This window comes from Pseudoalteromonas sp. S1609, assembly GCF_005887255.1.
In the GTDB taxonomy this organism is placed as follows: domain Bacteria; phylum Pseudomonadota; class Gammaproteobacteria; order Enterobacterales; family Alteromonadaceae; genus Pseudoalteromonas.
The window spans coordinates 26,515-52,590 of record NZ_PNDJ01000016.1; the positions used below are offsets into that span (position 1 = coordinate 26,515).

At 39.2% G+C, this 26,076-nt stretch carries 25 protein-coding genes; 15 read left to right on the forward strand and 10 right to left on the reverse strand.

Going from position 1 to position 26,076, the window contains the following annotated elements; translation table 11 throughout:
* Positions 1 to 66: 66 nt before the first annotated feature.
* From CWB76_RS05320 to icd, 3 genes are all read left to right on the forward strand, one after another.
* Positions 67 to 2,337: a TonB-dependent receptor gene (locus CWB76_RS05320; protein ID WP_138605997.1), complete on the forward strand. Its 2,271-nt coding sequence runs from the start codon at positions 67 to 69 to the stop codon at positions 2,335 to 2,337.
* A 28-nt stretch (positions 2,338 to 2,365) separates the two neighbouring features.
* A complete protein-coding gene (locus CWB76_RS05325) occupies positions 2,366 to 5,062 on the forward strand; it encodes a 7TM diverse intracellular signaling domain-containing protein (protein WP_138605999.1) in 2,697 nt (898 codons plus the stop codon).
* Between the two features lie 95 nt (positions 5,063 to 5,157).
* Positions 5,158 to 6,408 carry an NADP-dependent isocitrate dehydrogenase gene (gene icd, locus CWB76_RS05330; protein ID WP_138606001.1) on the forward strand — a complete coding sequence of 417 codons (1,251 nt, stop codon included), beginning with the start codon at positions 5,158 to 5,160 and terminating at the stop codon, positions 6,406 to 6,408.
* 11 nt (positions 6,409 to 6,419) lie between these two features.
* Here icd and CWB76_RS05335 read toward each other — a convergent pair whose 3' ends face one another.
* Positions 6,420 to 6,866 carry a hypothetical protein gene (locus CWB76_RS05335; protein ID WP_138606003.1) on the reverse strand — a complete coding sequence of 149 codons (447 nt, stop codon included), beginning with the start codon at positions 6,864 to 6,866 and terminating at the stop codon, positions 6,420 to 6,422.
* A 109-nt stretch (positions 6,867 to 6,975) separates the two neighbouring features.
* Positions 6,976 to 7,923, reverse strand: a complete 948-nt coding sequence (locus tag CWB76_RS05340) for a LysR family transcriptional regulator (RefSeq protein ID WP_138606005.1) — start codon at positions 7,921 to 7,923, stop codon at positions 6,976 to 6,978.
* A gap of 117 nt (positions 7,924 to 8,040) precedes the next feature.
* Between CWB76_RS05340 and aceK the strand changes: the two genes are divergently transcribed.
* The 5 genes from aceK to lepB all read left to right on the forward strand — a co-directional run bounded on the left by aceK (position 8,041) and on the right by lepB (position 12,368).
* Positions 8,041 to 9,831 (forward strand): bifunctional isocitrate dehydrogenase kinase/phosphatase, encoded by a 1,791-nt coding sequence (gene aceK, locus CWB76_RS05345; RefSeq protein ID WP_138606007.1) that lies wholly within the window; start codon positions 8,041 to 8,043, stop codon positions 9,829 to 9,831.
* A 46-nt stretch (positions 9,832 to 9,877) separates the two neighbouring features.
* Positions 9,878 to 10,270 (forward strand): hypothetical protein, encoded by a 393-nt coding sequence (locus CWB76_RS05350; protein WP_171039593.1) that lies wholly within the window; start codon positions 9,878 to 9,880, stop codon positions 10,268 to 10,270.
* Between the two features lie 19 nt (positions 10,271 to 10,289).
* A complete protein-coding gene (locus CWB76_RS05355; protein ID WP_138606009.1) occupies positions 10,290 to 11,252 on the forward strand; it encodes a zinc-binding dehydrogenase in 963 nt (320 codons plus the stop codon).
* Positions 11,253 to 11,339: 87 nt separating this feature from the next.
* Positions 11,340 to 11,594: a DUF2999 family protein gene (locus CWB76_RS05360; protein WP_008113615.1), complete on the forward strand. Its 255-nt coding sequence runs from the start codon at positions 11,340 to 11,342 to the stop codon at positions 11,592 to 11,594.
* A gap of 123 nt (positions 11,595 to 11,717) precedes the next feature.
* Positions 11,718 to 12,368, forward strand: a complete 651-nt coding sequence (gene lepB / locus CWB76_RS05365) for a signal peptidase I (RefSeq protein WP_138606011.1) — start codon at positions 11,718 to 11,720, stop codon at positions 12,366 to 12,368.
* A gap of 61 nt (positions 12,369 to 12,429) precedes the next feature.
* On the opposite strand, the gene CWB76_RS05370 is transcribed toward lepB, so the two are convergent.
* On the reverse strand, positions 12,430 to 13,170 hold the full coding sequence (locus tag CWB76_RS05370; RefSeq protein WP_232735506.1) for a flagellar brake domain-containing protein: 741 nt from the start codon (positions 13,168 to 13,170) through the stop codon (positions 12,430 to 12,432).
* A gap of 423 nt (positions 13,171 to 13,593) precedes the next feature.
* On the opposite strand from CWB76_RS05370, the gene CWB76_RS05375 reads away from it, so the two are divergent.
* The gene (locus CWB76_RS05375) at positions 13,594 to 14,100 is read left to right on the forward strand and encodes a DUF2937 family protein (protein ID WP_138606013.1); all 507 of its coding nucleotides are present in this window, start codon (positions 13,594 to 13,596) and stop codon (positions 14,098 to 14,100) included.
* An 8-nt stretch (positions 14,101 to 14,108) separates the two neighbouring features.
* Here CWB76_RS05375 and CWB76_RS05380 read toward each other — a convergent pair whose 3' ends face one another.
* Complete coding sequence (locus CWB76_RS05380; RefSeq protein WP_138606015.1) at positions 14,109 to 14,654, reverse strand: Tll0287-like domain-containing protein; 546 nt, start codon at positions 14,652 to 14,654, stop codon at positions 14,109 to 14,111.
* A 139-nt stretch (positions 14,655 to 14,793) separates the two neighbouring features.
* On the opposite strand from CWB76_RS05380, the gene CWB76_RS05385 reads away from it, so the two are divergent.
* Together CWB76_RS05385 and CWB76_RS05390 are read left to right on the forward strand one after the other, a co-directional pair.
* The gene (locus CWB76_RS05385) at positions 14,794 to 14,979 is read left to right on the forward strand and encodes a hypothetical protein (protein ID WP_138606016.1); all 186 of its coding nucleotides are present in this window, start codon (positions 14,794 to 14,796) and stop codon (positions 14,977 to 14,979) included.
* Between the two features lie 160 nt (positions 14,980 to 15,139).
* Positions 15,140 to 15,817 carry a hypothetical protein gene (locus tag CWB76_RS05390; RefSeq protein ID WP_249363158.1) on the forward strand — a complete coding sequence of 226 codons (678 nt, stop codon included), beginning with the start codon at positions 15,140 to 15,142 and terminating at the stop codon, positions 15,815 to 15,817.
* Between the two features lie 56 nt (positions 15,818 to 15,873).
* Here the strand turns inward: CWB76_RS05390 and metG are convergent, their stop codons facing one another.
* A complete protein-coding gene (gene metG, locus CWB76_RS05395) occupies positions 15,874 to 17,898 on the reverse strand; it encodes a methionine--tRNA ligase (RefSeq protein WP_041708923.1) in 2,025 nt (674 codons plus the stop codon).
* 177 nt (positions 17,899 to 18,075) lie between these two features.
* Here metG and apbC point away from each other — a divergent pair, with 177 nt between their 5' ends.
* Both apbC and dcd read left to right on the forward strand, forming a co-directional pair.
* The gene (gene apbC / locus CWB76_RS05400; RefSeq protein ID WP_138606020.1) at positions 18,076 to 19,152 is read left to right on the forward strand and encodes an iron-sulfur cluster carrier protein ApbC; all 1,077 of its coding nucleotides are present in this window, start codon (positions 18,076 to 18,078) and stop codon (positions 19,150 to 19,152) included.
* A gap of 2 nt (positions 19,153 to 19,154) precedes the next feature.
* Positions 19,155 to 19,739 (forward strand): dCTP deaminase, encoded by a 585-nt coding sequence (gene dcd, locus CWB76_RS05405; protein ID WP_138606022.1) that lies wholly within the window; start codon positions 19,155 to 19,157, stop codon positions 19,737 to 19,739.
* 25 nt (positions 19,740 to 19,764) lie between these two features.
* On the opposite strand, the gene CWB76_RS05410 is transcribed toward dcd, so the two are convergent.
* Both CWB76_RS05410 and CWB76_RS05415 read right to left on the reverse strand, forming a co-directional pair.
* Positions 19,765 to 20,547 (reverse strand): CLCA_X family protein, encoded by a 783-nt coding sequence (locus CWB76_RS05410; RefSeq protein ID WP_138606024.1) that lies wholly within the window; start codon positions 20,545 to 20,547, stop codon positions 19,765 to 19,767.
* Between the two features lie 18 nt (positions 20,548 to 20,565).
* Entirely contained in the window at positions 20,566 to 21,159 is a 594-nt protein-coding gene (locus CWB76_RS05415; RefSeq protein ID WP_138606026.1) for a tRNA-uridine aminocarboxypropyltransferase, read from the reverse strand.
* 131 nt (positions 21,160 to 21,290) lie between these two features.
* Between CWB76_RS05415 and CWB76_RS05420 the strand changes: the two genes are divergently transcribed.
* Both CWB76_RS05420 and CWB76_RS05425 read left to right on the forward strand, forming a co-directional pair.
* Complete coding sequence (locus CWB76_RS05420) at positions 21,291 to 21,635, forward strand: Hpt domain-containing protein (RefSeq protein WP_138606028.1); 345 nt, start codon at positions 21,291 to 21,293, stop codon at positions 21,633 to 21,635.
* Between the two features lie 127 nt (positions 21,636 to 21,762).
* Positions 21,763 to 22,980 carry a pyridoxal phosphate-dependent aminotransferase gene (locus tag CWB76_RS05425; RefSeq protein ID WP_138606030.1) on the forward strand — a complete coding sequence of 406 codons (1,218 nt, stop codon included), beginning with the start codon at positions 21,763 to 21,765 and terminating at the stop codon, positions 22,978 to 22,980.
* A 33-nt stretch (positions 22,981 to 23,013) separates the two neighbouring features.
* Here CWB76_RS05425 and CWB76_RS05430 read toward each other — a convergent pair whose 3' ends face one another.
* The 3 genes from CWB76_RS05430 to purB all read right to left on the reverse strand — a co-directional run bounded on the left by CWB76_RS05430 (position 23,014) and on the right by purB (position 26,075).
* The gene (locus CWB76_RS05430; RefSeq protein ID WP_138606032.1) at positions 23,014 to 23,472 is read right to left on the reverse strand and encodes a GNAT family N-acetyltransferase; all 459 of its coding nucleotides are present in this window, start codon (positions 23,470 to 23,472) and stop codon (positions 23,014 to 23,016) included.
* A 9-nt stretch (positions 23,473 to 23,481) separates the two neighbouring features.
* The gene (locus tag CWB76_RS05435; protein ID WP_138606035.1) at positions 23,482 to 24,624 is read right to left on the reverse strand and encodes a ribosomal protein uL16 3-hydroxylase; all 1,143 of its coding nucleotides are present in this window, start codon (positions 24,622 to 24,624) and stop codon (positions 23,482 to 23,484) included.
* A gap of 80 nt (positions 24,625 to 24,704) precedes the next feature.
* Entirely contained in the window at positions 24,705 to 26,075 is a 1,371-nt protein-coding gene (purB, locus tag CWB76_RS05440) for an adenylosuccinate lyase (RefSeq protein WP_055012554.1), read from the reverse strand.
* Position 26,076: the final 1 nt, after the last annotated feature.

Genomic DNA, 26,076 nt, shown 5'->3' on the forward strand with positions numbered 1-26,076 from the left:
TAATCGGTTGATTAGTATATAGTTAAACATGTTGTTTACATTTATTTAGCGCAAAGGTCACGTGAAATGAAAAATAAAGGCAAGCTTCTGAATAAAAATATATGGTTGGTATGCTTACCAGGCTTTTTACTGCCACTGCAGGCGAAAGTAGTGGTAGAGGGTAAAAGTGATGATCAGCCTAATATGGAAATCATTGAGGTTTATGCGCAAAAAAGAGCGCAAAAAATTGAAGAAGTCGGCATTTCTGTAAGCACAATAAAAGGGGACGATCTCAAAGCGCAACAGGTTAAAGACTCAACAGAGTTATCTGTATTTGCCCCAAATTTAAAAATTAGTCAAAACGCAGCGGAAGGCACACCACCAGCGGTTAATATTCGTGGCGTAGGGCTAGTTGATTATAACACCGCTAATACATCGCCGGTGGCGATGTATGTGGATGATATAGCCGTGGGCTCTGCCAGTAACCAAATTGTTAACTTATTTGATATTGAGCAGATTGACATTTTGCGTGGCCCTCAAGGAACTTTATTTGGTCGTAACTCTACTGGCGGGGCTATTTTGATCCGCTCTAAACGCCCTGAGTTTGAACAAAGTGGTTATTTAAGTGCTGGTATTGCCAATAACAACGCGACCAGTGTAGATGCTATGTTTAATTCAGCTATTGGGGTAAACACAGCCGTTCGTGTTGCGCTAAACCATCAAAATTATGATTATTCTACAAACAATATTTTTGCTGATTCACCAACAGCGGGCATGCGGCAAACAAATGGTCGAGTATCTTTTTTAGCTGACTTTGACACTGTGCAGTTTTTGATAAAAGGGCATATTTCCGATTGGGATGGCATAGTTCAGCCTGTTGGCAGTATTGGGGTTATTGCTAATCCGCTGACTGGAGAGCGGTGCTCGCCGGCACAAGCAGGTTCAACCACCTGTTTTGATAACTTTGGATTTAATGATGGCAGTGATGATTTTTATACTGTAAGCGTTAATAATAATTCGCCACATAAAACCGATGGTAAGGGGATTAGTGCCCATGTTAATTGGCAATTGGATACACACAATGAGCTTATTTCACTAACTAGCTATAACAAGTTAAAGCGTGATCATGCCTTTAATTGTGATGGCTCTCCAGCACGGTTATGTGAAGGCAATTTAGGTTTAAATACTGATTTAGTAACGCAAGAGTTTCGGTTGCAATCTCAGCTCGCAGAGCATTTTCTTACAACGGGAATTTATTATGCTGATGAGTCTATTATTCAAGACAATGTAAATGATATTTTGCGAGATTATCGAGGCATTTTAGAGACAGATTTAACCGCTACTTTTTTCTATGATAATAGGATAAAAACAAAGAGCATTGCAGCGTTTACCCAACTTGACTATCAATTAAACCAAGATTGGCTAATTACCGCTGGGCTTCGTTATTCTTATGAGTCTTTAGATTACGACTCATCATCCCAGCTTAATATTATTTTAGACCCTAACGATTTAACCGGAGTTAAGGTGCCATTTTATCGTGTTCAGGGAGAGCAATCAGATAATGGCATTTCTGGTCAGTTGGCTGTGAACGTTAAGCTGGATGATGCGACCTATGCCTATTATCGATTTGCTAATGGCGCAAAAAGCGGAGGCTATAACGGGGGGTTTTTATCATCGGTTGAACAAGCACAGCTTGCTGATTATCAAAAAGAACGATTGAACTCACATGAAATTGGCTCAAAGTCTTGGTGGCCACAGTTGGGCATGCGATTTAATTGGGCTGCATTTTATTATGATTATAATGACCAACAGGTGTTTATGAATCAGCCTTCAGTATCTGATCAGAGCCCGCCTATTCAATTATTAGAAAATGTGGCTGACTCGACTATATATGGCCTAGAGGCTGATTTTGAGTATTGGCTGACCGGTGATTTGAATGTTAAGTTTGCTATGGGTTATATACCCCATGCAGAGTTTGAAGAATATGTTGATCCTTTAGGTAACGCATTAACTGATAATCGCTTGCCGTTTACCTCAAAATGGAACCTCAGTGCAGGCATTGAATACACGCACGTGCTGGCTAATCACCCACTAACAACGCAATTATTAGTTGATTATCAATCCGACTACTATTTTGATCAGAATCAAAACCCTTATGCGATGCAAGATGGCTATAGTATTTTTAATGCAAACATACATTATCAACATGATAACTGGGCGATTGCTATTTGGGGGAAAAACCTCTTTGGTACGCAATATAGTCACTTAAAATTTGATTTAAGCTCTTTCCTTGGCATGCTTGAAGACTTTAAAGGTGAAGGCAGACGTTTTGGTTTAGATGTTAGTTATCAGTTTTAATTTTAGTCTTTAAATTAAGGTGCGAAGTATGCCAATGAAGGCAGTTCTAAAGCTATTTTTATATTGTGTATTTTTGTGCTTTAGCAATTTAGCGCCGGCAGATACACTCGCTCCTATTGTTTATACTTTAAAACAACAAGATACTGATTTGCTCGGTCAGGGTCATGTATTTCAGGTAACGAGTGATACTTTTCCCCGTAACCACAGTGAAATAGAAATGTGGCTTGAAGATAAACAACCACAATCAAGAACATCGTTTTTTGGTGGTAGTTTTTGGTTTGTCATAGCACTTGAAAATAAAACAGATTTAGATGAACTGGTGCTCTATCCGTATAACACGTTACTTTCAAAAATCGAAACCCGGATTTATGATATATCGAACTTTGATGAACCAATAAAGCAGTATGTCACTGGGGGGGGTTACCCAAATGAGTTTGCATTTCACTATGGGAATAAAGTTAAGCTGACGCCTAATCGTTCTTACGTATTAATTGCAAAATTTCAAAGTGAATATTTTTATACTCCACCAAAATTAGTGCTTTCATCTTATGACGATTTTTTTGTAAGAAAAACCTCAGACAACATGATTATGTTGCTGTGCTTTGGGGTTGGTATTGCGTTAGGTTTATACAATTTTCTTATTTACTTGGGTGATAGAGATAAAACCCATTTGTACTACGCCATGTTCACAGCATGCTGGGTGTTGGCTTGGAGTCAGTTTTTTCATATACCGGATCAAATTTTTGGTTTTTACAATGCCCATTTTCATTGGTTAGGCTTTACTTTAATTCCCATCACAAATATTTTATTTTTTAACAGCTTACTTAAATTAAAAGACACGTCTCCTAAGTTATCTCGATTATCAATCTACTTAGGCATTGTTGCCACCGCAGGCGCACCTTTTGCAATGGTTTGGCCTGGTTTTGGCTTTATTTGGGCCACTTTAGTAACAGGGGCAACTTTATCTCTAGGTATGGTTGTTGGTATACGAAGCTGGATCAGTGGCTTTAAACCAGCTCGCTATTTTGTTCTCGCCTATTTGGCTATGGCCATTCCTAATATGGTTGGCAATTTAACTAATCTAGGACTTATTGAGCCAATAAAAATGGATCTCTATTTACTTGGACTTATTGGCACAGCGCTCGATGCAGTATTACTTGCTTTTGCTGTCGCAAATAAATTCAGTATTTTGCATCACCAGAATGTTGAACTGACTAAAAATTTGGAACACAAGGTCGAACTGCGTACCCAAGAGTTACAACAATTGGCGGAGGAGCTTCGTGATGCAAGTGAAGCTAAAAGTCGATTTTTAGCTAACATGAGCCATGAGATCCGCACCCCAATGACATCCATTATTGGTTATGCTGATGGGATAATTTTAGGTGATATACAGCCTCATGAAAGAAATCATGGGATCAGGGTGATTTTGCAAAACAGTCGTCATGTACTTGGGCTAATTAACGATATTTTGGATATGTCGAAAATTGAGGCTAACCGCTTAGAGATAGAATTAGTTGAAACGGATTTGTTTGCCACTATTGCTGAAATTGAATCATTACTAGGAAAGCAAATCCGCGATAAGGGCTTAAAGTTTCAAGTTGATTATCAATTCCCATTACCAGATTGGATAGTCTCAGATCCAACTCGGCTTAGACAAATATTATTAAATTTAGCAACCAATGCACTTAAATTTACTACCCAAGGCTACATAAAGCTCACAGTGGGTTGCAATCAAAAGCAACTAATAATTAAAGTTGAAGACACCGGTATTGGAATGACTGAAAGTGAGCAAAAAGACTTGTTTACTCCCTTTCACCAAGCTGACTCGTCCATTTCTCGTAAATACGGTGGTACTGGGCTTGGCTTAAATATATCAAAAAGCTTAGCAAATAAACTAAATGGCGATATTACTGTATTTTCTGTGGTAGGTAGGGGTAGCGAGTTTTGCTTTACTATGGAGTTAAATACAACCGAACATACGCAATGGGTTAACGCATTTGACGATATACGTAAACCACAAACCAAAGAGCTATTTTTAAATAATAGTCAGCGAAATTTAGTGGGTAGAGTACTTGTGGCTGAAGACCATCCAGAAAATCGTCAGCTTATTAAGCGAATTTTAGAGCGGATGGGGTTAACCGTTGTCGCTGTTGAAAATGGTCGAGATGCAGCGCAAGCTACGATGGATGAAAGCTTCGATTTAATTTTATTAGATATTCAAATGCCAATTATGGATGGTGAGCAAGCAATTAATATTATGCAAGCAACAGGGGTAACAACACCCATTGTGGCACTCACTGCTAACACGATGAAGCATGAAATTGATCGCTATTTAAAACAAGGTTTTATTGATCATATTGCCAAGCCTATAGATAGAAGTTGTTTTAGTAGTAAAATTGCAAGTTACCTTGATATTGATATATGCGAGAACATTAAGCTACCCGATGAGGAGTTTTCACTACTCAAGCAAGAATATATTAAAGGGTTAAATAAACAAAAAGATACGTTAGTCTCTCAATTTGAGCAGGGTGATATAACGGGTTTTGCACGCAGCGTACATATGATCAAAGGAACGGCTGGAATGTTTGAATGCAAAGCGTTGTATAAACAGGCTGTTGATTTTGAAACAAACTTAAAGTCTTCACCTGACGCTTTCGACATACAACAAGTTGAGGCTCTACTCAATGCGATTGACGTTATTTTAAACGTTCAAAAAACACCTTAAACTTTATATTTTATCGTTGAATAACCGCTATACGCTTTGTTATGAAGACAAGTAGAGTTATGCATGCTTAAATATATTCTCTAGTAGGAGGACGTATGCAGTATCAACATATTAAGGTGCCAGACAATGGCGAAAATATTCACATTGATGACCAAGGACAGTGGCATATACCCAAGCAACCTATTATTGCCTATATTGACGGTGATGGTGTTGGCTTAGATGTGATGCCAGTAATGCGTCAAGTAGTGGATGCTGCCATAGAGCATTGTTATGGCAAGGAACGTAAGATACATTGGATGCAGGTGTATAATGGTGAACAAGCGGCCAAGCTTTATGATGGTGACTGGTTCCCTCAAGAAACCATTAATGCGGTACGTGAATGCAAAATTGCTATAAAAGGGCCGCTAACCACACCTTTAGGCGGCGGGTTTCGCTCTCTTAATGTTGCGCTTCGCCATGAAATGGATTTATTTGTTAATATGCGCACTATAAAAGGCTTTAGTGCTTTACCCACGCCATTAAAAAACCCTTTTACCACTAATATTACTGTGTTGCGCGATAGCAGTGAAGACGTATATTCAGGAATTGAATGGCAGGCGGGGAGTGTTGAAAGTGAAAAAGTGCTCGATTTTTTGTGTGAAGAAATGGGTGTCACCCGTCTTCGTTTCGCTCAAGAGTGTGGTATAGGGATTAAAAATATATCTAAAGAAGGGTCAGAGCGATTAATACGCTTTGCCATTAATTATTCCCTTAAAAATGAGAGAGAGTCACTTACGTTAGTGCACAAAGGTAATGTTCTTAAATTTACCGATGGGGCGTTTAAACGCTGGGGCTTTGCGCTTGCAAAACAAGAATATAATGCCAAAGAACATGAAAATGGGCGTTGGCTTGAAATACAACGAACCAATTTACCCCCCTTGATTATTAAAGAAGTGATTGCCGATAATATGTTGCAGCAATGCTTGATGGATCCTGCGCAATTTGATGTGGTGGCTACTACAAATCAAAATGGTGACTTTTTAGCCGATATGCTCAGTGCACAGGTTGGGGGGGTAGGGATTATGCCTGCCGCCAATTTAAATACAGAGGTGGCTTTTTTTGAGCCGACCCATGGCACGTTCGAGCGAATAGCTGGTCAAGATAAGGCAAACCCAAGTAGTAGCTTATTAAGCGCGGTGCTAATGCTAAAATTTATGGGATGGGATGAAGCGGCACGTTTAATCGAAAACGCCTTAGAAACTACATTTGCCAGTGGCCAGGTAACTTTTGATTTGGCTCATTCAAATCATAACTCGACAACCTTAAGCTGCGAACAATTTGCTAGTAAGGTTATCGAGCACTTTTAAACGACTGCATGTTAAGCTGCTGAAGCGTTAGCGGTTGCTTGACGATGAACACATGGACGCTCTGTTAGCTCTGCTGCTCTGTGATAAAGCTCATGTGCACTTGGCTCGTCACATACAGTGCCACTGAGCGTATCCATTAACGCAACTACAATAATGGCTGGTACTTGACAGCAGTATTCATCTAATACAGCTTCGGTTGTTTGTGCATCAACATGGCAATGAGGATGGCTTTTACGTTGATAGGCACTTAATAAAGTGTTTACGTCGAGAATATCGTTTTCTTGATGTTTATTTTTACGACACTTACAGCCGAATTCATCAACTAATGTGGCAAGTGACTGGTAAACGTGACCCGTCTCAAGCGGCGTATTTGGGCATAATTGTTGTTCAATGAATTGATGTAAATTTGCATCAATGAATAACCCGTCTTGTTGTGTGAAGCTTACTGATGTTTGCATAATTATTACTCTTAGTTTGTTGGCTTAACTTCACTGTAGCGCTAAGTGTAATATTAATGAAATTGTTGTTTTCAATAATTGATATTGATTTAATCAATATTTTTATATGTTACCTATCAACCACTGTATTTGCGAACGCCAATAACTCACGTCTAAGCCATTGATGCGCTGGTGTGTGGTGTAATAACGGGCTCCAAATCATTTTTACTTCTATAGGGACAACTTGAAATGGTACTGGGCTAATCACTAAATTAGTGTGACTGGTTAATAGTTTTGCTTGACGACGGGGTAGCGTTGCTATGAGTTGCTCAGATTGACACAGTAAGCTGGCAATCATGTAATGGCGAGTGAATACGCGTATTTTACGGGTTTGTTCTAATTGCCACAAAGCTTCATCTACCCAGCCTAATTTTTGTTTTCCTGACTTATTGGTTACTGCGGGTTCTGGCCCCCAGCCTGCGCGGTTAACCCATATATGCTCGCTTTGTAGATATTGATTTAAGTGAGCATCCGTTAAAAAAGCATTATTTGGATGGGTTAAACAACAATAATTATCTCGCCATACAGTCGCTTGATGAAAAGAGCGCGGCAGACCATTAAAGCGATTTATTGCCAAATCGATAGTGCCTTTTTCCATATCTTGTAAATTTACATCACTGGGACTGAGCACATCAAAGTCAATGCCCGAGTTTTTAGCTAGTTGCTCGCAAATAAAGGGGGCAATTAGAGTCGATTCTAAATAATCGTTTGCCATAATACGAAATGTAACTTGCGCAGTTGCTGGGTTAAATTGCTCGCTTGGTTGAGTGATCTCCTCTGCCATTTTAAGCAGCGCTTCAATTTCAGGTTTGAGCGACAGTGCTTTGGCTGTTGGAGTCATAGAGCCCGCAGCTCGTACCAGCAAAGGATCATCAAATAAATCTCTTAGACGTTTTAACGCATTACTCATCGCTGGTTGAGTTAAAGCAAGCTTATTAGCTGCTTTTGATACGCTTTTTTCATCTATTAATACATTTAAATAGACGAGTAAATTGAGGTCGACATTTCTTATATTCATATGATCAATTTTATTTATTTGCTGTATTAATTACCTAAATTAAAGTGTGCTTGCTAAGGTGTAAACCTCTAATAAAAAATAATCAGCATAATTGCTAAAAATAGAAGCGCCTAAATCATGCCAAGCACGTCATTAACCTCTCAACATAATCCGGTACAAACCGTGGTCGCCACTAAGTTAGCCCGAGCGATATTTGCAGGCTTTGAGGCTATGTTTGCACAATTTTTAAATATCACCTTAGGGGCACAAAGTCGCTTTGAACAACGCCAGTATCATGAAGTGCAAGCAGCAATGCGAGAGCGCTTACAAGTGTATGAACGCTTAGTAAAGCAAGTAAGTGAAGCCGTTAGAGTGATTGCTTATGATGAATTGAACTGCCCTCAAACATGGCAGCGGGCTAAAAATATTTATGGTGAGATGGTAAAAGAGCATGAAAACCAGCCCATTGCGCATACATTTTTTAATTCTACTTTTGGCGCTATTTGGGATGATAAAAAAATTCGCACAGTTCACTTATTTGTATTAAAAGCAAAATACCGAGGGCAGCCGCGCTCTTATGAAGGGCTTGTAAGTCGTATCTCCTTAAAAGAAGGGTTTGATCAGGCAATTAAAGCCTTATTAAATGAGCAAGTGTTTAGAGTCCCCTTTAAAGATTTAAGTAGTGATTTAACTAAGTTACAAGCAACGTTAACGCAAGGTGCTCAGCAGCAATGTCGACAAGTATACGAATTAATAAACTTAAATGATGGTTATATTGAATATGCTAACTCGCATTTTTATCGCAATAAGGCCTGTTATGTCATAGGGCGATGTATTGCCAAAAATGGCGATAACATGCCTTTTGCAATTGCAATTTTAAATACCTCTGACGGGCTTACAATTGATGCTGTAATGATGGGGGCTGATCAACTAAGCTTATTATTTGGCTTCGCACGTACCTATTTTATGGTAGATACCGACCAACCTGCCCGTTATGTTGACTACCTCAGTGTGTTAATGCCTCACAAACAACGTTTTGAATTATTCAATGCGATTGGTTTCATCAAACATGCCAAAACCGAGTTTTATCGTTATAAAGTAGATACGACTAAAAGTAGTCCCGAGGAATACACGTATCATCTAGCGCCAGGGACTCCAGGTATGGTGATGCTGGTTTTTACTATTGATGGCCTAGATTATGTTTACAAGGTGATAAAAGATAAGTTTAGTGCCCCAAAAACAGCAACAAAACAACAAGTAAAAGATAAATATAACTTTGTAAAACAAGCCGACAGAGTAGGGCGCTTAGTCGATACTCATGAATTTAGATACCTTGCATTTGACTTAAGTCGTTTTAGTGAAGAACTGCTAATACAAATGAAAAAACACATTGGCGATAGCTTAGTCATTTCCGGCAAAGCCTTAATACTAAAACATGTTTACGTTGAACGAAAAATGACACCGCTTAATTTGTATATTAATCAGTGTAATAGTAAATCACTGCAGCAGGTGATGATTGATTATGGTAAAGCGATTAAAGAGCTTGCCAGTGCTAATATCTTTGCTGGTGACATGCTGATGAAAAACTTCGGCGTAACGCGTTGGGGGCGAGTAGTATTTTATGATTATGATGAAATTTGCCCTCTTACCGATTGCAATTTTAGAGACGTGCCAAATACACAAAACGCGTTAGAAGAATTAAGCTCACACAGCTATTTTGATATAGATCAAAATGATATATTTCCCAGTCAATTTAAAGTTTTTTTTAGTGCCAGTAACAGCGCGTTTAACCACTTTAATCATTACCATAGTGACTTATTTACAGCAAAGTACTGGCAAATGACCCAGCAAGGAATTGAGCAAGGCCAGCTTCCGGATGTATATCCTTATAAGCAAAGTTGGCGTTTTAATACTATGTCAGTAAATTAACGCTGAGTTGGTTTCTTCAGGCACAGTTAACACGATAAGGATTATGATGAAATTTACTATACTCGCTTGCTTAGTTTTATTGCCATACTCTGTATTTGCCAATCCCCTATTAGGTACGTGGGAGTTTGTTCAAGGAAAATACGCGGTAGAAGATGGGTTTGTCAGCGCTAAAGCCCCAGAGATAACTTCAATCAAATTAGTAACAGCAACACACTTTAGCTATATCACAGAAAAAAATGGCCAATTTAGTTATGCTGGTGGTGGCCAGTACCAATTAACCGATGGGCAATTTATTGAAACCTTTAAGTATGGCAATATTGCATCATTGATGGGTAAAACCATGGCTTTTGATTATAAAGTTGAAGGGAATTTGTGGCATCATTCTCTTACAGAAAATGGCCAGCTAGTTGAAGTCGAAGTGTGGCGAAAAATCAAATAAACCCAATACAAGGAGACTTATGCAGTACATTTCACATCATGAGCAGCAGTTAGCGTTTTCGAAAACCGATAAACCAAAGGTTAATAACAATGAAGTGCTAGTAAAAGTGGCAGCGATTGGGGTTAACCGCGCTGATTGTATGCAGCGTCAAGGTAAGTATCCTGCTCCTGAAGGAGATAGCCCTATTTTAGGACTTGAGTGTGCAGGCACCGTGTGTGAGCTTGGCAGTGAGGTAGACCCTAAATGGGTCGGTAAGCGTATTTTTACATTATGTGCTGGTGGCGCTTACAGTGAATTCGTCGCAGTGGATGCGCAGCAGTTAATGATATTGCCTGATCATATCTCTATGGCGCAAGGTGCTGCTATAAGCGAAGTATATTTAACTGCCTTTGGTGCGCTATTTGAATTAGGCAAGTTACAATCAGGGCAAACGGCGCTTATTCATGCCGGTGCCAGTGGTGTTGGTGGGGCTGCTATTCAAATGGCAAAAAGTGCTGGTGCACAAGTAGTGATTACCGCAGGTTCGGATGAAAAATGTGAACATGCTAAAAGGTTGGGTGCTGACCACGTAATTAATTATAAAACCACTGATTTTGCTGAGTATATGAAATCACATAAGCTCACTGCAAACGCAATTGTTGACCCTGTGTCTGGTAGCTATTTAAATAAAAATGCCATGGTGGCCGCAATGGATTGTCAGGTTATTATGCTGGCATTTTTAGACGGGCGCTTTGCAGAGGTAGACTTTGCACGTTTATTACAAAAGCGGATTTCGTTTCATGCATCAACACTTCGTAATCGCAGTATTGAGTTTAAACGCGATCTGAGAGATGCATTTGTCGCGCGTTTTTACGATGATATTGCCAACGAGAACTATGACTTTAATATTTATAAAACTATGCCATGGCAACAAGCTAGTGAGGCTCATGCCATTTTAGAGGGTAATGAAAACTCAGGTAAAGTTGTGCTACTGGTTGAATGATATAAGCAAGCAGAGTGGGATTAATATTGTTAATTAGGCTGTGCGCCCATATAATTTAGTGAACACTATAAAATATTAAGGCAAATAATGAATCCAATTATTGCAATATTAAAAGAGCACAACGTCAGTGATGAAAAAGTAGCCGCGTTGTTTGAAGCATTTACCCAAAACCCAATGATGGCTATGGCATTAGTGCAAGAGCTGGGTATACCACCAGAAAAACTTCAGCAATTAATGGCTGTAGTGATGACTCAACCGCATTTGATTAAAGAAGCTACTGATGAATTAGGGCTTGATTTTGCAAAAGTACAAGAAGCGAAAGACAAGTTAAATCAGCAGTAAACCATCTTTAGAGACATGTTTTATACATGTCTCTATCATTAAACATGTTTTGTTACACACTCCTTTGAACGGCTCTGCGTTTATACAGTCAAATAAATACTTAACCCATAGCAGAGAAAAAACATGAAGCGACTTTATAAATTTTGGAAAAATAATCGCTCTTTAATTGTATTCATTATTTTAATGAGTGTATTTCGTAGTGCCGTCGCCGATTGGTACGAAATACCAACAGGTTCAATGAAACCGACTATTGAAGAAGGCGACCGAATCCTTACCGATAAAATGGCGTATGATTTACGTATACCATTCACGCATGTATCCCTTTTGAGAATGGCGGACCCACAAACTGGCGATATTATTGTATTTGACTCGAAAGTAGCGGATAACCGCTTGATCAAGCGAGTAATAGGTGTACCTGGAGATACTATTGTACTTGAAAATAATGAACTCATAATCAACGGTAAAAAGCTTAATTACACAAATTTGCAAAGTAATACGACTTCTTCAGATAAAATAGAAAACTTAAATGGTTATAAGCATTCAATCCGCGTAGCTAATATACCATCACGTTTATCGGGCTTCGACGAAATAACAATTCCTGAACACTACTATTTAGCCATGGGTGATAACCGTGATAATAGTGCAGATTCTAGAGTAATAGGGCTTATCCCACGTGATGAATTACTAGGTAAAGCCGAGCGTGTGATTGTATCGCTTGATTACGATAACTATTACTTACCTAGGACAGAGCGGTTCTTAAAACCTTTAGAGTAATAAAACAGTGGGTATAGAGGCTAACCAAGCATATGTTAGCCTTAATTCGTTTGTGGTTTTTCTAATCTATATCAATTGAATACGCTTCGAGTAGCTCATTTAGCTTCGTTTGCTCTGATGCATCAAACTCGATACCAACACTTAGGCGATTACCCTTCATTTGATTATTTCTGATATAGGACGTGACTATGACAGACTTATTGTCTATTGGTGACAAAATATGCACAAATACTTGGCGTTTTTTTAGCGCAACAAATCCAGAGCTCACATGTATCGCAAAGCGGCAGCCACTGGGTGAAATATCAATGATTAACCCATGCAATAAGCTCTTACTATCGGCGTCTACATCACCTTTGTGTAAACTTATTTTAGCTGGGATATGAGTTGGTAGCCTGCTTGTTTCTCGCAGCTGACGGCTTTCAATTTTTTTAGGGTAAGCTAAATAAATTAATCGTTCTGGGCGAAATGAAATTGCTAATATGCTGGTTGAAAAAGCCACACATTCACCGCGTTCATCTTCAATGATATAACGGACAATAGCGCCATTGCCTTCAACTAAAATATCGCTGTAATCGTTCTTACCTGCTTGAGCAGGGTATTTTAATATTAAATATTTACCGGTGTCATAGCCAATTAAAGTAAGCTTAAAGCGAACTTGAATAGGGTTGTTAAATTGTATATCGATCATCTTTCCAGGAAGTAAATCGAGGAAAAACTTCTTTTGGTCTTCGGTTGGATTATCTTCAACAGTGGTGTTATTGTTATTCGTTTCCACAAACTCTTTCTCAATATTAACAGACACTTAATTATCTTTTAATATAGTGTAAAAATCACTAGAATTAAAGGGGGGATTTAGGAGAGGTAATTAATACTTTATGCTGGTTATAGTGAGTTTTTTCAGTTATAAGCTCCGGTTTACCTATAAAGCTGTTGCTATTTTGGCAACATTAAAGTAAAGAGCATACCTATAACACTTCAAGCGCTTTGCTATTGAAGCCATACCTATATAAACTTTATCACGTTAAGTATTATGGTTTTTGAGCTTATGTAGAGAATACTAGTGCTTGCAAAGCGATTGAGCAAAGGGTGATGGTACCACCTATCTACAATACTACTTAATTATTATATTGTGACATACCTAGGTCCTTGCAAATTTAACCTCAAAAGGTCAACTGGCCTTAAACACCATCTAAACGTTTAAATCAAAGTAGCACAAAGGATGATGATGATCGTTAACATACTTGATAAATTAATATTTGCTTGTGCTTTTATTATTTCATTGCAACTACCGCAGTTGAGTGATCATTACCAACAACATTTAGCGGGCTTGTATCATGCGACAAAGTGGCAAGTTGATGGCTATGCAAACACAGCAAAGCAATATAAATTTTCTAGTACACAAGCAATGATAAACCGTCATTTAGCAAATACTGAACCGAGTGTTAGAGCAGATGCAGAACAAAAACAGCAAACCTTGATGCTATTTGCTGACTTAAATCAAGGTATGAAGCTATTCGAGCAAGGTAATTTAGTGCAAAAATTGCTGTATATATTCTCCCCTGAGCGTTTCGACAGATTACAAAATACACTTGATAACTTTAAGTTAGGTATTCCTTTAACCACCAGTGCGTTATTGTTTGCGCTAATATCAGCTATCATATTAAATCAGCTCGTAATGTTGCCGTATACTTTATATGTTGCCCACAAAAAACGAAACGCAGCGAGTGCTTAATGACGTAATTACTGTTGGTGCTTTTTAATCGGCTTTTTAACGATAAAGGCGCCACGAATGTCACCCAGTTTAAAATCAGTTGCCTGATCATTAGGGTATAAAGTCGCTATTTTTTTAGAAACTGCGGGGGCAATGTGACTGCCATGACATGCCAAACACGCTTTTTGAGTAGGGATCGCTTTTACAAAATACCAGCCATCCGGTCTTTGCTCTTGATATTCTATGCTTGCTATAGGCTCGCCATTGAGCTTACGTTGTTCAAAGTTTAATAAAACATTTTTGAGCCATGCATCGGGTTGATTATCTGAGTTACGAGTTTTTAACGCACTGCGGCTAACTTGCCACTTACTATTGCTGTGTTGTGAAGCAATAGCGGGTGCTGCTATATTGCATACACTTATTGCCGCTAGTGGGCCGCTTTGCTTCATAGTACTAACCAGTACCTGTTTTAAATCAGTTGAAAATGCCTTGATGGTTTGTCGTGCCTCGTCGGTATTGTTAGCAAAAGCAGCGGATGAAATAAATAAACTGGAAAAAAGTAAAATAATGCGCATAATACACCTCTGTATATTAGTGATATCTAATATACAGATGAACTGGTGTTTTTCAACTAAATCGTACAGTGTTTCAGCACTTTTTTATTTTTTGATGTACCGCGCCTAAAATCGATAAACAGTCCCAAGTGAGAATAATATGCATACTAGACAAGATGATAATAAAGTAATAAATCAACAAAACATCTATGATGCTGGTGGGCTTAGTGCTGATGATCCCTTGGCGGCAATTAAGGCTATTCGACTTGAGCAGTTGGCACAATGTCGGCTAAAAACACAAAAAGAAGTGCAAGCTGATCTTAAAAAAATAAACCCTAAGCGATAATAATTTGCTAAATTAAATTTATGAATCTTAAATTTCGGATAGTGCAATCAATTCCTTATCTATAAAACACCCTCATCAGGTTATTTCCTTTATTGCTTGGTTATGCGCCTTAGTTGTGCTGTTGATAGGGCTAATATCACCTAACAATAAAGAAATTTTATTGCTATTAACAGTGAGCTCGCTGTGTTTGCTGATGTTTAATAGTGTGGCAATTACGAGCTGGGTATTTCACCAGTTTAAAGATAAGCAGTTACACTTTATAGCGCTTCTATGTAGCGTAGCTTTAATGCTGTGCATAGTAGGGGATGTAATTAACTTTAACTTATCCCAGCACTATCATCGCTATGCAACGTTAATAAAGCATGACTATTTAATTGATTCAATTTTATTGTTTGCACCTGGCTATAGCCTTTTATTTTTAGCCTGTATGTTGGCCTATAAAAGGCAGCAAGCTATATCGCGACTAAAAAGCACCTGTTTCATAGTTGCGGTACTGGTTGTAAGTGCTACGTCACTCGCCTCTATGTATCTTGATGGAGCTGGTATACCAATTTTAGCTATGACAGGTTTTTATAGTGTGGTGGTAACTGCCGTGGGGCTTATGGGTCTTGTGTTGGTTATTACTTATGGTGGTTTTTATGCCCCTAAACCAATTATATGGGTGAGCTTAGGGCTTTTACTAGCTGCATTGGCTGATGCCATTATTGGTGCTTTTTGGATTTATGGTAACCAAGGACAAGGTTTTTATCCTCAGGTGCGCTATATAAATTGGTTTATCTATATTAGCTCCCAATGCTTAGTGATTCATTTAGCAAAAGTAGTCGCTTTAGCTAAATAACGTCAACAATAAAAAAGCCGCTAAATATTTAGCGGCTTTTTAAACAAGCACAGTGCTTACATTACTCGCATACCAGGCTCTGAACCATCGTCTGGGTTAAGAATGTATATTTCTTTACCGCCCGGGCCTGCAGCAAGTACCATACCTTCAGACATTCCAAAGCGCATTTTACGTGGTTTAAGGTTAGCAACCATCACAGTTAGCTTTCCTTCGATGTCTTCTGGTGCGTAAGCTGATTTAATGCCTGCAAATACTTGGCGCGTTTCGCCGCCTAAATCAAGAGTTAACTTAAGCAGTTTGTCTGCGCCTTCTACGTGCTCTGCTTTAGCAATTTTAGCAACGCGTAAATCTACTTTTGCAAAGTCATCAAATTCAATCTCAGCTGCGATAGGCTCTTTTGCCAGTGGGCTATTAGGATCGATTTTGTCTTTTTCAGCGATTAAGCTTTCTTTTGATTCTTCAACCATTTTATTCACTTTGTCCATTTCAACACGTTGCATTAACGGCTTAAATTTATTGATAGGGTGGCTTATTAGTGCAGTTTGCACACCTTGCCATGTAAGCTCATCATTTAAAAAGGCTTCAACATTTGTTGCCATACCAGGTAGTACAGGCTTCAAGTAAGTGATCAGCACGCGAAATAGGTTAAGTCCTAACGAACATACCTGATGCGCTTCTTCTTGCTTAGACTCGTCTTTAATAAGCACCCAAGGCGCAGCATTATCAATAAATTGATTTGCTTTATCAGCAAGCGCCATAATTTCACGGATTGCGCGGCTGTATTCACGATTTTCGTAATGTTCAGTAATAGTGGCTGAGGCATTTTGAAACTCAGCAAGCAGCTGTGGTTCCATAATTGTGTCGCTTAACTTACCGTCAAACTTTTTAGTAATAAAGCCAGCACAACGGCTCGCAATATTAACTACTTTACCCACTAAGTCTGAATTTACACGCTGTGCAAAATCTTCTAGGTTTAAGTCTAAATCGGTAATACCACTATTAAGTTTAGCTGCGTAGTAATAACGTAAAAATTCAGGATCTAGGTTATCTAAATAAGTACGCGCTTTAATAAACGTGCCTTTTGATTTAGACATTTTCGCGCCATTCACCGTAACAAATCCATGAGCAAATACGTTAGTAGGCTTTCTAAATTGAGCGCCCTCTAACATCGCAGGCCAAAACAGGCTGTGGAAATAGATAATGTCTTTACCAATAAAATGATAAAGCTCAGCGTCAGACCCTTCTTGCCAAAAAGCATCAAAGTCGATGCCTTGTTTGTCACATAAGTTCTTAAAGCTCGCCATATAACCAATAGGCGCATCTAGCCATACGTAAAAATATTTACCTGGTGCGTTTGGAATTTCAAAACCAAAATAAGGTGCATCACGGCTTATGTCCCACTGCTGCAAACCATCGGCAAACCACTCATCTAGCTTGTTCGCCATTTCTTGCTGGATTGTGCCTGAGTGTAGCCATTCTTTAAGCATGCCTTCAAAGGCTGGTAAGTCAAAAAAGTAATGCTCAGAATCTTTTAAAATAGGCTCAGCACCCGACATGACAGAGCGTGGGTTGATTAGCTCTGTTGGGCTATAAGTTGCGCCACAGGCATCACAGCTATCACCATTTTGATCTTCTGATTTACAGGTAGGGCAGGTGCCAGTAACAAAGCGGTCTGGCAGAAAAATACCTTTTTCTGGATCGAATAACTGAGAAATAGTGTGCTTTTTAATATGACCGGCATCGTTAAGGCGGTTATAAATAAGCTCACTAAATTCTTTATTTTCTTGGCTGTGAGTGCTGTGGTAATTATCAAATTTGATATTAAAATCAGCAAAATCGCGTTGGCGTTCTATGCTAACGTTTTTAACCATTTCCTCTGGCGTGATCCCTTGCTTTTGCGCATTAAGCATAATAGGTGTGCCATGAGCATCATCGGCGCACACATAGTATGCTTCGTGGCCTTGTAGTTTTTGAAAACGCGACCAAATATCAGTTTGAATATACTCTAATAAATGCCCTAAATGGGTAGGGCCATTGGCATAAGGTAATGCGCTAGTAATCAGGATCTTTCGCTGTGCCATAATCATTCCGAATTAAGCGTTCCTAGTCAGGAACAGATGAAAATTATTACATTATCGATAAGCGGGGTGCTAACAGAGTACACTGCTTATGGATATTTACTAATTGACTGGTGTTAATGCCCTGAATGTTACATAATTCCGTGGCACTTTTCATCAAAGAAACGCTATTTTATTGCTATGTTTGGACTGTCGAAACTATTCTCTGCTAAATCGGTGCAAAAACAACCGATTATTTCTGCTCTAGCGGCCTATCGCAGCGCCGCTTTTGCTGTGGGTATTGAGCAAGATTTTATTGCTGATATTACTCAAAACACCGATAAATCAATTACTGTTAAACTCATTCTTCCGTTTGCCGCGCAATCTGAAATGCCCTATGTCGCTAAATTTTTAGCTGAGCGACTTAAAACTGAAGTAAATGTAAGCGCGGTGGTTGCACTTAAAGAACCAGCAAAATTTAAAGCTATAAAACATATTATCTTAGTGGCCTCAGGTAAAGGCGGAGTGGGTAAGTCAACTACTGCTGTTAACATTGCTGGGTCGCTTAAAAATGAAGGCGCTAAAGTAGGTATTTTAGATGCTGACATTTACGGCCCGTCTATTCCTATGTTGTTCGGTTTGGTAGGCAGTGAGCCTGTTACTAAAGACAACAAACAATTACAACCATTTGATGCCAGCGGCATTAAAGCGCAATCTATCGGCTTTTTAGTGCCTAGCGACGATGCTACCGTATGGCGAGGCCCCATGGCCTCAGGTGCACTTAGTCAGCTATTAAATGAAACCGATTGGGGTGAGCTTGATTACTTAATCGTCGATATGCCCCCAGGCACTGGCGATATTCAATTAACCATGAGCCAAAAAGTTCCAGCCAGTGGCACTGTAATTGTTACTACGCCACAAGACTTGGCGTTGGCAGATGCGCAAAAAGGCATCGCTATGTTTAATAAAGTAAACGTGCCAGTGCTTGGTTTAATTGAAAATATGAGCCATTACATTTGCGGCCATTGCGGCGAGGCTAATCATGTATTCGGTAAAGATGGCGCACAAAAATTAGCCATGAAGCATGGTGTTCCTGTGCTTTCGCACATTCCGCTTGCGATTAATATCAGAGAATCCTCTGAACAAGGTAAATTGATTGCCAATGATGCAAGTGCCGCTATAAGTGAAACCTACAGTGCAGCCGCACGGCTCATTGCCAGCACGCTTTATTATCAACAACATCACAACGCGATTGAAGTTGTGATTACGGAAGATTAAAAATGAGACTTTCAGATACACATATAAAAGAATATTTAAACGATGGGCGGATTGTTATTGAGCCAGCGCCAACCAGTGAAATGATTTCAGGGGTGACTGCGGATCTTCGTTTGGGTAATAAGTTTAGAACTTTTCATGCCCATAATGCTGCTTACGTTGACTTAAGTGGACCAAAAGATCAGCTCAATAAAGCGTTAGAATCAATAATGAGCGACGAAATTGTATTAGATGAAGGTGAAGCATTCTTTTTACACCCTGGTGAGCTTGCATTAGCAATAACCTATGAAAAAGTAACGTTACCTGCTGATATTGTTGGCTGGTTAGATGGACGTTCGTCACTGGCACGTTTAGGTTTAATGGTGCATGTCACCGCACACAGAATCGACCCTGGTTGGAGTGGTAATATTGTCTTAGAGTTTTACAACTCGGGTAAACTGCCACTTGCGCTCAGACCCATGATGAAGATTGGTGCAATGAGTTTTGAAACGCTCACCGGCCCATGTGAAAACCCGTATAACACCCGTGTTGATGCAAAATATAAAGATCAAAATAGCGCGGTGGCAAGTCGTATCAGTGATGATAAATAGTAATTCTGATTTTTAGAAACGATTACTATGTTTGTTGATGAAGCGCGTAACCTAATAATTGAAAATATTGGTTAAGTGCTTCATTGGCTTGTAGCGTTTGGCTAAGCTCAGGGTAAATTAAATTATTACTGCTTAATCCACTGACCAAAAAGCTATTTTTTATTGTTTGGTGCTGATTTATACAGGCTTCAAAACACCGAGCTGCAAGCTCCTCTGGCATACTCATGTATTGCTGCTTGTGTGCCTTATCAAACGCGATACAGCGTTGTACAAATTCATTCGCATCTTCCCCGTTTCGCGCTAAAAATACCTGCTTATAAAATTGATTAAGTGCATCATTAAGTGGATGGCTCAAATCAGGAGAGTTTGATAGCCATAACTTAGAGGCGAAACCAAAGCGGGTTTTTGATTTAAACAAATGCTCACTAATATGATGGTCGAATGCATGAAACCACTCATGGGCTAAAGCACCGCCGCCTGCGTTTTTTGCCAGTGCGAGAGTTTGGTCATAAGCATTATAGTGTGCTTGCACACCTTTTTGTCCGCCATGGCCAAAGGCAAAATTAAGTTTACCGCGAAGGCCAATTGCTGTTGGTGGTAAATGTAAAATTTGCGCTAAATCAGCCAGTGCATCATAAATTAAATTGGCACTAATAAAGCGCTCTTCTTTAGTCACCCACTTACCAACCACCATCGAACGAAAACCAAAAGTCGTTCTAATATCGCTAAAATCAACTTGGTCGTCAAAACGATAGTCAGGGCCTTGGCGAGAGAATCCGCGCTTTAATCGAGAAGGGGTATTACGCATTAGTCATTTCATTTTTAATTACAGGTAACGTGCTTTTACGTGAGCGGGCATATGTTGGGTTTGTTTGGTAATTAATTCATCTAATAAATCATACAACGGCGCCGGATTGAGTGCTTCAATAAGCGATAAACTATGCGCTACTGCCTCTAGCGTTGACAAGCTATCTGCTCTTGGGGCTTTACGAATAGCATAGCGGTTAGTAGGAATATGGCGAAAGCTTACTGTTTTAAACTGTTTTAATAGCGGAGTTAATTGCAAAATTTTAAAAGCTTTATTCCATGTTCCATCGATCACTATTAAATGCGTAATCGGTTGTACGTTTTCATTGTTATTGGCTAAATCTAACTCAATTGCGCCCTCGTTTGGGTAGAGTAACACCGTTGAGCTGAGCGGCAGCTTTTGCAAGCAAGCAAAGTCTTGATTATTTTCGCCTTTAATTATTTTGCATCGCATTAAACTTAATGCCAATAACTGTGCCGTATTTTTGCTCACTTTTGCTTCGCTGGGGTGCTGTAACACAACAACCTGAGTTTGGTTATCAACACAGGTGATTGCATTGCAAATACAGGTGCTTAGCGAAAAATTACAGCGTTCACAAAGTGCACGTGCCATAAGCTAACCATTCGATTAATACATTTGACCTAATTATACATTTTTGCATTAATAAAGTTGGTTTTTTTTGTGCTTAGATATAGAGTAAGAGATGAAAGAGAAATCGCAGGACCGCATTAAAGGGCATTAATATGACAGAGATCAGTATCGACGAATCCGCTTTAGAAAGTATGGAATCGCTATTAGGTGAACAATTTCCAGATACGTTGGAATTTTGTTGTGCGGAATTTGAGCGCTTAGGAAGCGAAACTATTGCAGCGCTTGGGCAAGATAAAGAGGCTGCTATTCGCCATTCTCATAGCCTTAAATCAAATGCGGCTCAGTTTGGAGCGGCAAGTTTAGCCGAAGTGGCACGTTTAATTGAATATAATTTAAATAATGATAACGAGGAACAGGCTGTTGATGCAGCAAATAATTTAATGGCGCAAGTTATTGGCTCACAAGCAAAATTAAATGAGTGGCAAGCTCAGAGGTAAGCTCGTTTAAAAAGAACAGAATAGAATGTTAACGTGAATTTTTTTCAGTTTTAAGCGCTTAATTTCCCTAGTAATTCACGGCTTTACTGAGTTAGTCTTAAGACTAACTTGCTCTTTAGAGGTAACAATGTCAGAAATAAAAAAGAGTCATAAATTAGACGGCGTCTGTTATGACATCCGTGGTCCCGTTTTAGTGCAAGCTAAAAAAATGGAAGACGAGGGCCAAAAAGTACTTAAGCTTAATATTGGTAACCCCGCGGCGTTTGGTTTTGATATGCCAGAAGATATGCACCGCGACATTATTCGTAATTTATATTCTGCTCAAGGCTATTGTGATTCTAAAGGGCTTTACTCTGCGCGTGTTGCTATTTATCAGCATTACCAACAGCGAGGTTTACACAACTTAGACGTTGATAATATTTACATTGGCAACGGTGTGAGTGAACTTATTCAAATGGTTACTCAAGCGTTGTTAAATAATGACGATGAAGTATTAATTCCTGCACCCGATTATCCGCTTTGGACTGCGTCGGTAAAGCTAGCAGGCGGTAACCCTGTTCACTATTTATGTGATGAAGAGCAAGATTGGTTTCCTGATATTGATGATATTAAAAGCAAAATCACCTCGAAAACTAAAGCATTGGTGTTAATAAACCCTAATAATCCAACAGGGGCAGTGTACAGTGATGCCTTGCTTGAAGAGTTGATAAGTATTGCCCGAGAGCACAAGCTTTTACTGTTAAGTGACGAAATATACGAGAAAATTCTGTACGACGGCGTTACCCATACTTCTATTGGTGCATTGTGCGACGATATTCCCATTATTACGTTTAACGGTTTAGCTAAGACATATCGTGCCGCTGGTCTTAGAATGGGTTGGATGGTGCTAAGCGGGCGCACTGCCTTAATGACAGATTTAATTAAAGGCCTCGATATTCTTGCCTCAATGCGTTTATGCGCAAACGTCCCTGCTCAATATGCCATTCAGCAAGCATTGGGTGGGGTACAATCCATTGACAGTTTAATTGACCCCGGAGGTCGCTTATACGAGCAACGAGATATTGCTTGGCGTGGATTAAATGCAATTGAGGGGATAAGCTGTAAAAAGCCAAAAGGGGCGCTGTATGCATTTCCCAAAGTTGATACAAAATTGTTTAATATTAAAAATGATGAACAAATGATGTTTGACTTGTTAAAGGCAGAAAAAATATTATTAGTACATGGGCGCGCTTTTAACTGGCCAGATCCCGATCATTTTAGATTGGTGTTTTTACCTAATAAAGATGATCTAAGCAGTGCAATGATGAAAATGCAGCGGTTCTTCAAAGATTACCGACAAGAATAAAGTAAAAAACGAGCCAAATGGCTCGTTTTTTGGTTAATGCACTAAAGTAAATGGCCGTGTTTCAAAGCATGTAATAGGGCATTCCATTCGCTGTCTTGGAATGCCAGCTTCCATAAAAACGTGCCCTTGCACAGTAAAGCCGTTATTTTTGAATCGTTCTACTTCATTTAAAATACAGTTAATACTGACAGCCTCAATACCTTGCTCTTCGGCAAGCTTTACAATGAAATTAAGTAGAGATTTATAAACGTTGCGATTGCGGTGCTGGGGTAGTACGGCAATTCTACCTATTAAACCATCATTACATAATCGACCTGTGGCAACAGGTGAGTGCATATTATCGGTAACCAGAATATGTTGAGCGAACGCATCTAAGCTATCAAATTCAATATTCTTTGGAATATGTAATTCGTAAACAAAAACACGCTCTCTTATTTGTTGAAGTTGATCTTTTTCACTTTGCCAATCAACTTTGTCAACAGTATAAACCATAGCCTCCTCCTAGCTAAACCAAATCCCCTCATTTACCAGTGTAGTAAAGGTTTCGATAAAATCTAGGCTAGGTGTGGTTGAATTCAGCAAGCTGCTATCAAATTCAATAAAATCAGTTAGCTGTTTTACAGCCTCTAAATCAGATAGCGGTAAAGGGTAGTTTTCGCCATTAACACTTAAAAGCAGCTCATCACCTATGCATTGGTAAATTGCACGCGTGCCACCAAGACGCTCAAATGTCACATCACTGTCCAGTTGTTGCATAATTTCAGCTGTACTAAACGGGTTTTCTTCAGGCGCTAAATCCATATCATGCTTAGGTTGACTTAATGTGTTTCCTAACCAGTTTTTAAATAAGTTGTCGTTTTCTATTAAAGCTTGCATTAACGTTTTTACTTTATCAACTTCGCTTTGCGTAAGCTCACCTTTTGAATCACGTAGCGCGAGGGTATGGTCCGTGTAACGCTTTTGGCCGCTTTCTGTGTCAATAATATGATCTGCAAAACTAGACAGTAAATCTTGTTGATTAGGCGCTCTAAATCCGACCGAGTAGTTTAAAGCATTTTCAATGGCATAGCCTTCATGCGGACAACCTGGTGGTATGTACAAAATGTCACCAGGCTCTAAAACACAATCAATTACTGCGGTGAAAGCTTCAACTTGTAGCAAGCTTTTATTTTGAGCAAATTGCTTTAATGAGGCGTCAGGTAAGCCTACACGCCAATGGCGTTTGCCTTCACCTTGTATAATAAATACATCATATTGATCTAAGTGTGGTCCAACACCACCGCCAGGGGTTGAGTAGCTGATCATTAAATCATCTATGCGCCAGTTAGGAATAAAACGAAATGGTTCAAGCAATTGTGCGGCTTCTGGGTGCCAATGATCGACTGCTTGTACTAATAAAGTAGCGTGCTCGTCGGTGAGTATTTCAAAATCTTCAAACGGCCCTTGATGGGACTGCCATTGCTGGTTATGGTTGGTTATAATACGCGACTCTATGCTGTCTTCCATAGCAAGGCCTGCCAGTTCATTGGCATCAAGAGGGTCTTTAAAGTCATTAAAACCTCTTTTGATTAACAGTGGCTTTTTTTGCCAATATTGATTTAAAAACGCTTGCTCAGATAATTCATTTATTTTTAATTGATACATAGAATGCCTATAACGTTAAGACCTAAATGAAAAAAGCGAAAGGCAGGTACCTTTCGCTTTTTATTAGTAGATTTGAGTAATTAAACTAAATCATCAATAAACTCAACAGCGCGACCAATGTAGTTGGCTGGGGTTAGCTTTTTCATTTCTGCTTTTGCAGCGTCTGGTAAATCTAAACCATCAATGAAGTCAGCCATAATTTCTTGATTTACACGTTTACCACGCGTTAAATCTTTTAGCTTTTCATATGGCTTTTCAATGCCGTATTTACGCATTACTGTTTGAATTGGCTCTGCTAATAGCTCCCAGTTTTGGTCAAGCTCATCGGCTAATCGCTGTTCGTTAACTTCTAGCTTGCTTACACCTTTAAGTGTTGATTGGTATGCAATAACAGCATAACCCATACCTACACCTAAATTACGTAATACGGTTGAGTCAGTTAAATCACGTTGCCAACGAGAAACAGGCAGCTTTTGCGCTAAGTGACCTAATATGGCATTAGCTAAACCTAAGTTACCTTCTGAGTTTTCAAAATCAATAGGGTTTACTTTATGTGGCATAGTTGATGAGCCAATTTCACCAGCAATGGTTTTTTGCTTGAAGTGATTAAGCGCAATGTATCCCCACATATCGCGGTCAAAATCGAGCAATATAGTATTAAAACGCGCAATAGCATCAAATAGTTCTGCAATGTAGTCATGCGGTTCAATTTGTGTGGTAAACGGGTTAAGTGTTAAACCTAGGCTAGCTACAAATTTATCTGCGTGAGTATGCCAGTCGTAATCAGGGTAAGCACTTAGGTGAGCATTGTAGTTACCTACAGCACCATTTACTTTGCCTAGCATTTCTACTTGGGCAATTTGATCACGTTGACGCTTTAAACGCATGTATACGTTTGCAAACTCTTTACCCATAGTTGATGGGGTTGCAGGTTGCCCATGCGTACGGGTCATCATTGGAATGGCTTTGTATTCAACAGCTTTTTCTTTAATTGCGCTTAATAGCTCATCGCAATAAGGTAAAATAACATTGTTACGTGCTTCACTTAACATTAAACCGTGAGATAGATTATTAATATCTTCAGATGTACATGCAAAGTGAATAAATTCATTAATGGCATGTAATTCAGCGTTATCAGCTACTTTTTCTTTTAGTAGGTACTCTACGGCTTTTACATCATGGTTAGTGGTGCGTTCAATGTCTTTAACACGCTGCGCATCGGCTTCACAGAAGTTATCGACGATAGCATTTAATAGTCCGTTTGCTTGCTCGCTTAAAGCTGGGACTTCTTTTATATCGCTTGCTGCAGCTAACGCTTGCAACCAACGCACTTCAACGGTTACGCGGTATTTGATTAATCCAAATTCGCTAAAAATACTGCGTAGTTCAGTGGTTTTGCTGCCGTAGCGACCATCAACCGGAGAGATAGCCGTTAACGCTGAAAGCTCCATA

Coding starts and splice junctions, on each gene's coding strand:
- CWB76_RS05325 (WP_138605999.1), top strand. CDS start 2,366: ATGCCAATGAAGGCAGTTCTAAAGCTATTTTTATATTGTGTATTTTTG.
- lepB (WP_138606011.1), top strand. CDS start 11,718: ATGAAGCGACTTTATAAATTTTGGAAAAATAATCGCTCTTTAATTGTA.
- CWB76_RS05380 (WP_138606015.1), bottom strand. CDS start 14,654: ATGCGCATTATTTTACTTTTTTCCAGTTTATTTATTTCATCCGCTGCT.
- CWB76_RS05375 (WP_138606013.1), top strand. CDS start 13,594: ATGATCGTTAACATACTTGATAAATTAATATTTGCTTGTGCTTTTATT.
- icd (WP_138606001.1), top strand. CDS start 5,158: ATGCAGTATCAACATATTAAGGTGCCAGACAATGGCGAAAATATTCAC.
- aceK (WP_138606007.1), top strand. CDS start 8,041: ATGCCAAGCACGTCATTAACCTCTCAACATAATCCGGTACAAACCGTG.
- CWB76_RS05430 (WP_138606032.1), bottom strand. CDS start 23,472: ATGGTTTATACTGTTGACAAAGTTGATTGGCAAAGTGAAAAAGATCAA.
- CWB76_RS05425 (WP_138606030.1), top strand. CDS start 21,763: ATGTCAGAAATAAAAAAGAGTCATAAATTAGACGGCGTCTGTTATGAC.
- CWB76_RS05415 (WP_138606026.1), bottom strand. CDS start 21,159: ATGGCACGTGCACTTTGTGAACGCTGTAATTTTTCGCTAAGCACCTGT.
- apbC (WP_138606020.1), top strand. CDS start 18,076: ATGTTTGGACTGTCGAAACTATTCTCTGCTAAATCGGTGCAAAAACAA.
- dcd (WP_138606022.1), top strand. CDS start 19,155: ATGAGACTTTCAGATACACATATAAAAGAATATTTAAACGATGGGCGG.
- CWB76_RS05320 (WP_138605997.1), top strand. CDS start 67: ATGAAAAATAAAGGCAAGCTTCTGAATAAAAATATATGGTTGGTATGC.
- CWB76_RS05420 (WP_138606028.1), top strand. CDS start 21,291: ATGACAGAGATCAGTATCGACGAATCCGCTTTAGAAAGTATGGAATCG.
- CWB76_RS05385 (WP_138606016.1), top strand. CDS start 14,794: ATGCATACTAGACAAGATGATAATAAAGTAATAAATCAACAAAACATC.
- CWB76_RS05360 (WP_008113615.1), top strand. CDS start 11,340: ATGAATCCAATTATTGCAATATTAAAAGAGCACAACGTCAGTGATGAA.
- metG (WP_041708923.1), bottom strand. CDS start 17,898: ATGGCACAGCGAAAGATCCTGATTACTAGCGCATTACCTTATGCCAAT.
- purB (WP_055012554.1), bottom strand. CDS start 26,075: ATGGAGCTTTCAGCGTTAACGGCTATCTCTCCGGTTGATGGTCGCTAC.
- CWB76_RS05435 (WP_138606035.1), bottom strand. CDS start 24,624: ATGTATCAATTAAAAATAAATGAATTATCTGAGCAAGCGTTTTTAAAT.
- CWB76_RS05355 (WP_138606009.1), top strand. CDS start 10,290: ATGCAGTACATTTCACATCATGAGCAGCAGTTAGCGTTTTCGAAAACC.
- CWB76_RS05410 (WP_138606024.1), bottom strand. CDS start 20,547: ATGCGTAATACCCCTTCTCGATTAAAGCGCGGATTCTCTCGCCAAGGC.
- CWB76_RS05350 (WP_171039593.1), top strand. CDS start 9,878: ATGAAATTTACTATACTCGCTTGCTTAGTTTTATTGCCATACTCTGTA.
- CWB76_RS05335 (WP_138606003.1), bottom strand. CDS start 6,866: ATGCAAACATCAGTAAGCTTCACACAACAAGACGGGTTATTCATTGAT.
- CWB76_RS05340 (WP_138606005.1), bottom strand. CDS start 7,923: ATGAATATAAGAAATGTCGACCTCAATTTACTCGTCTATTTAAATGTA.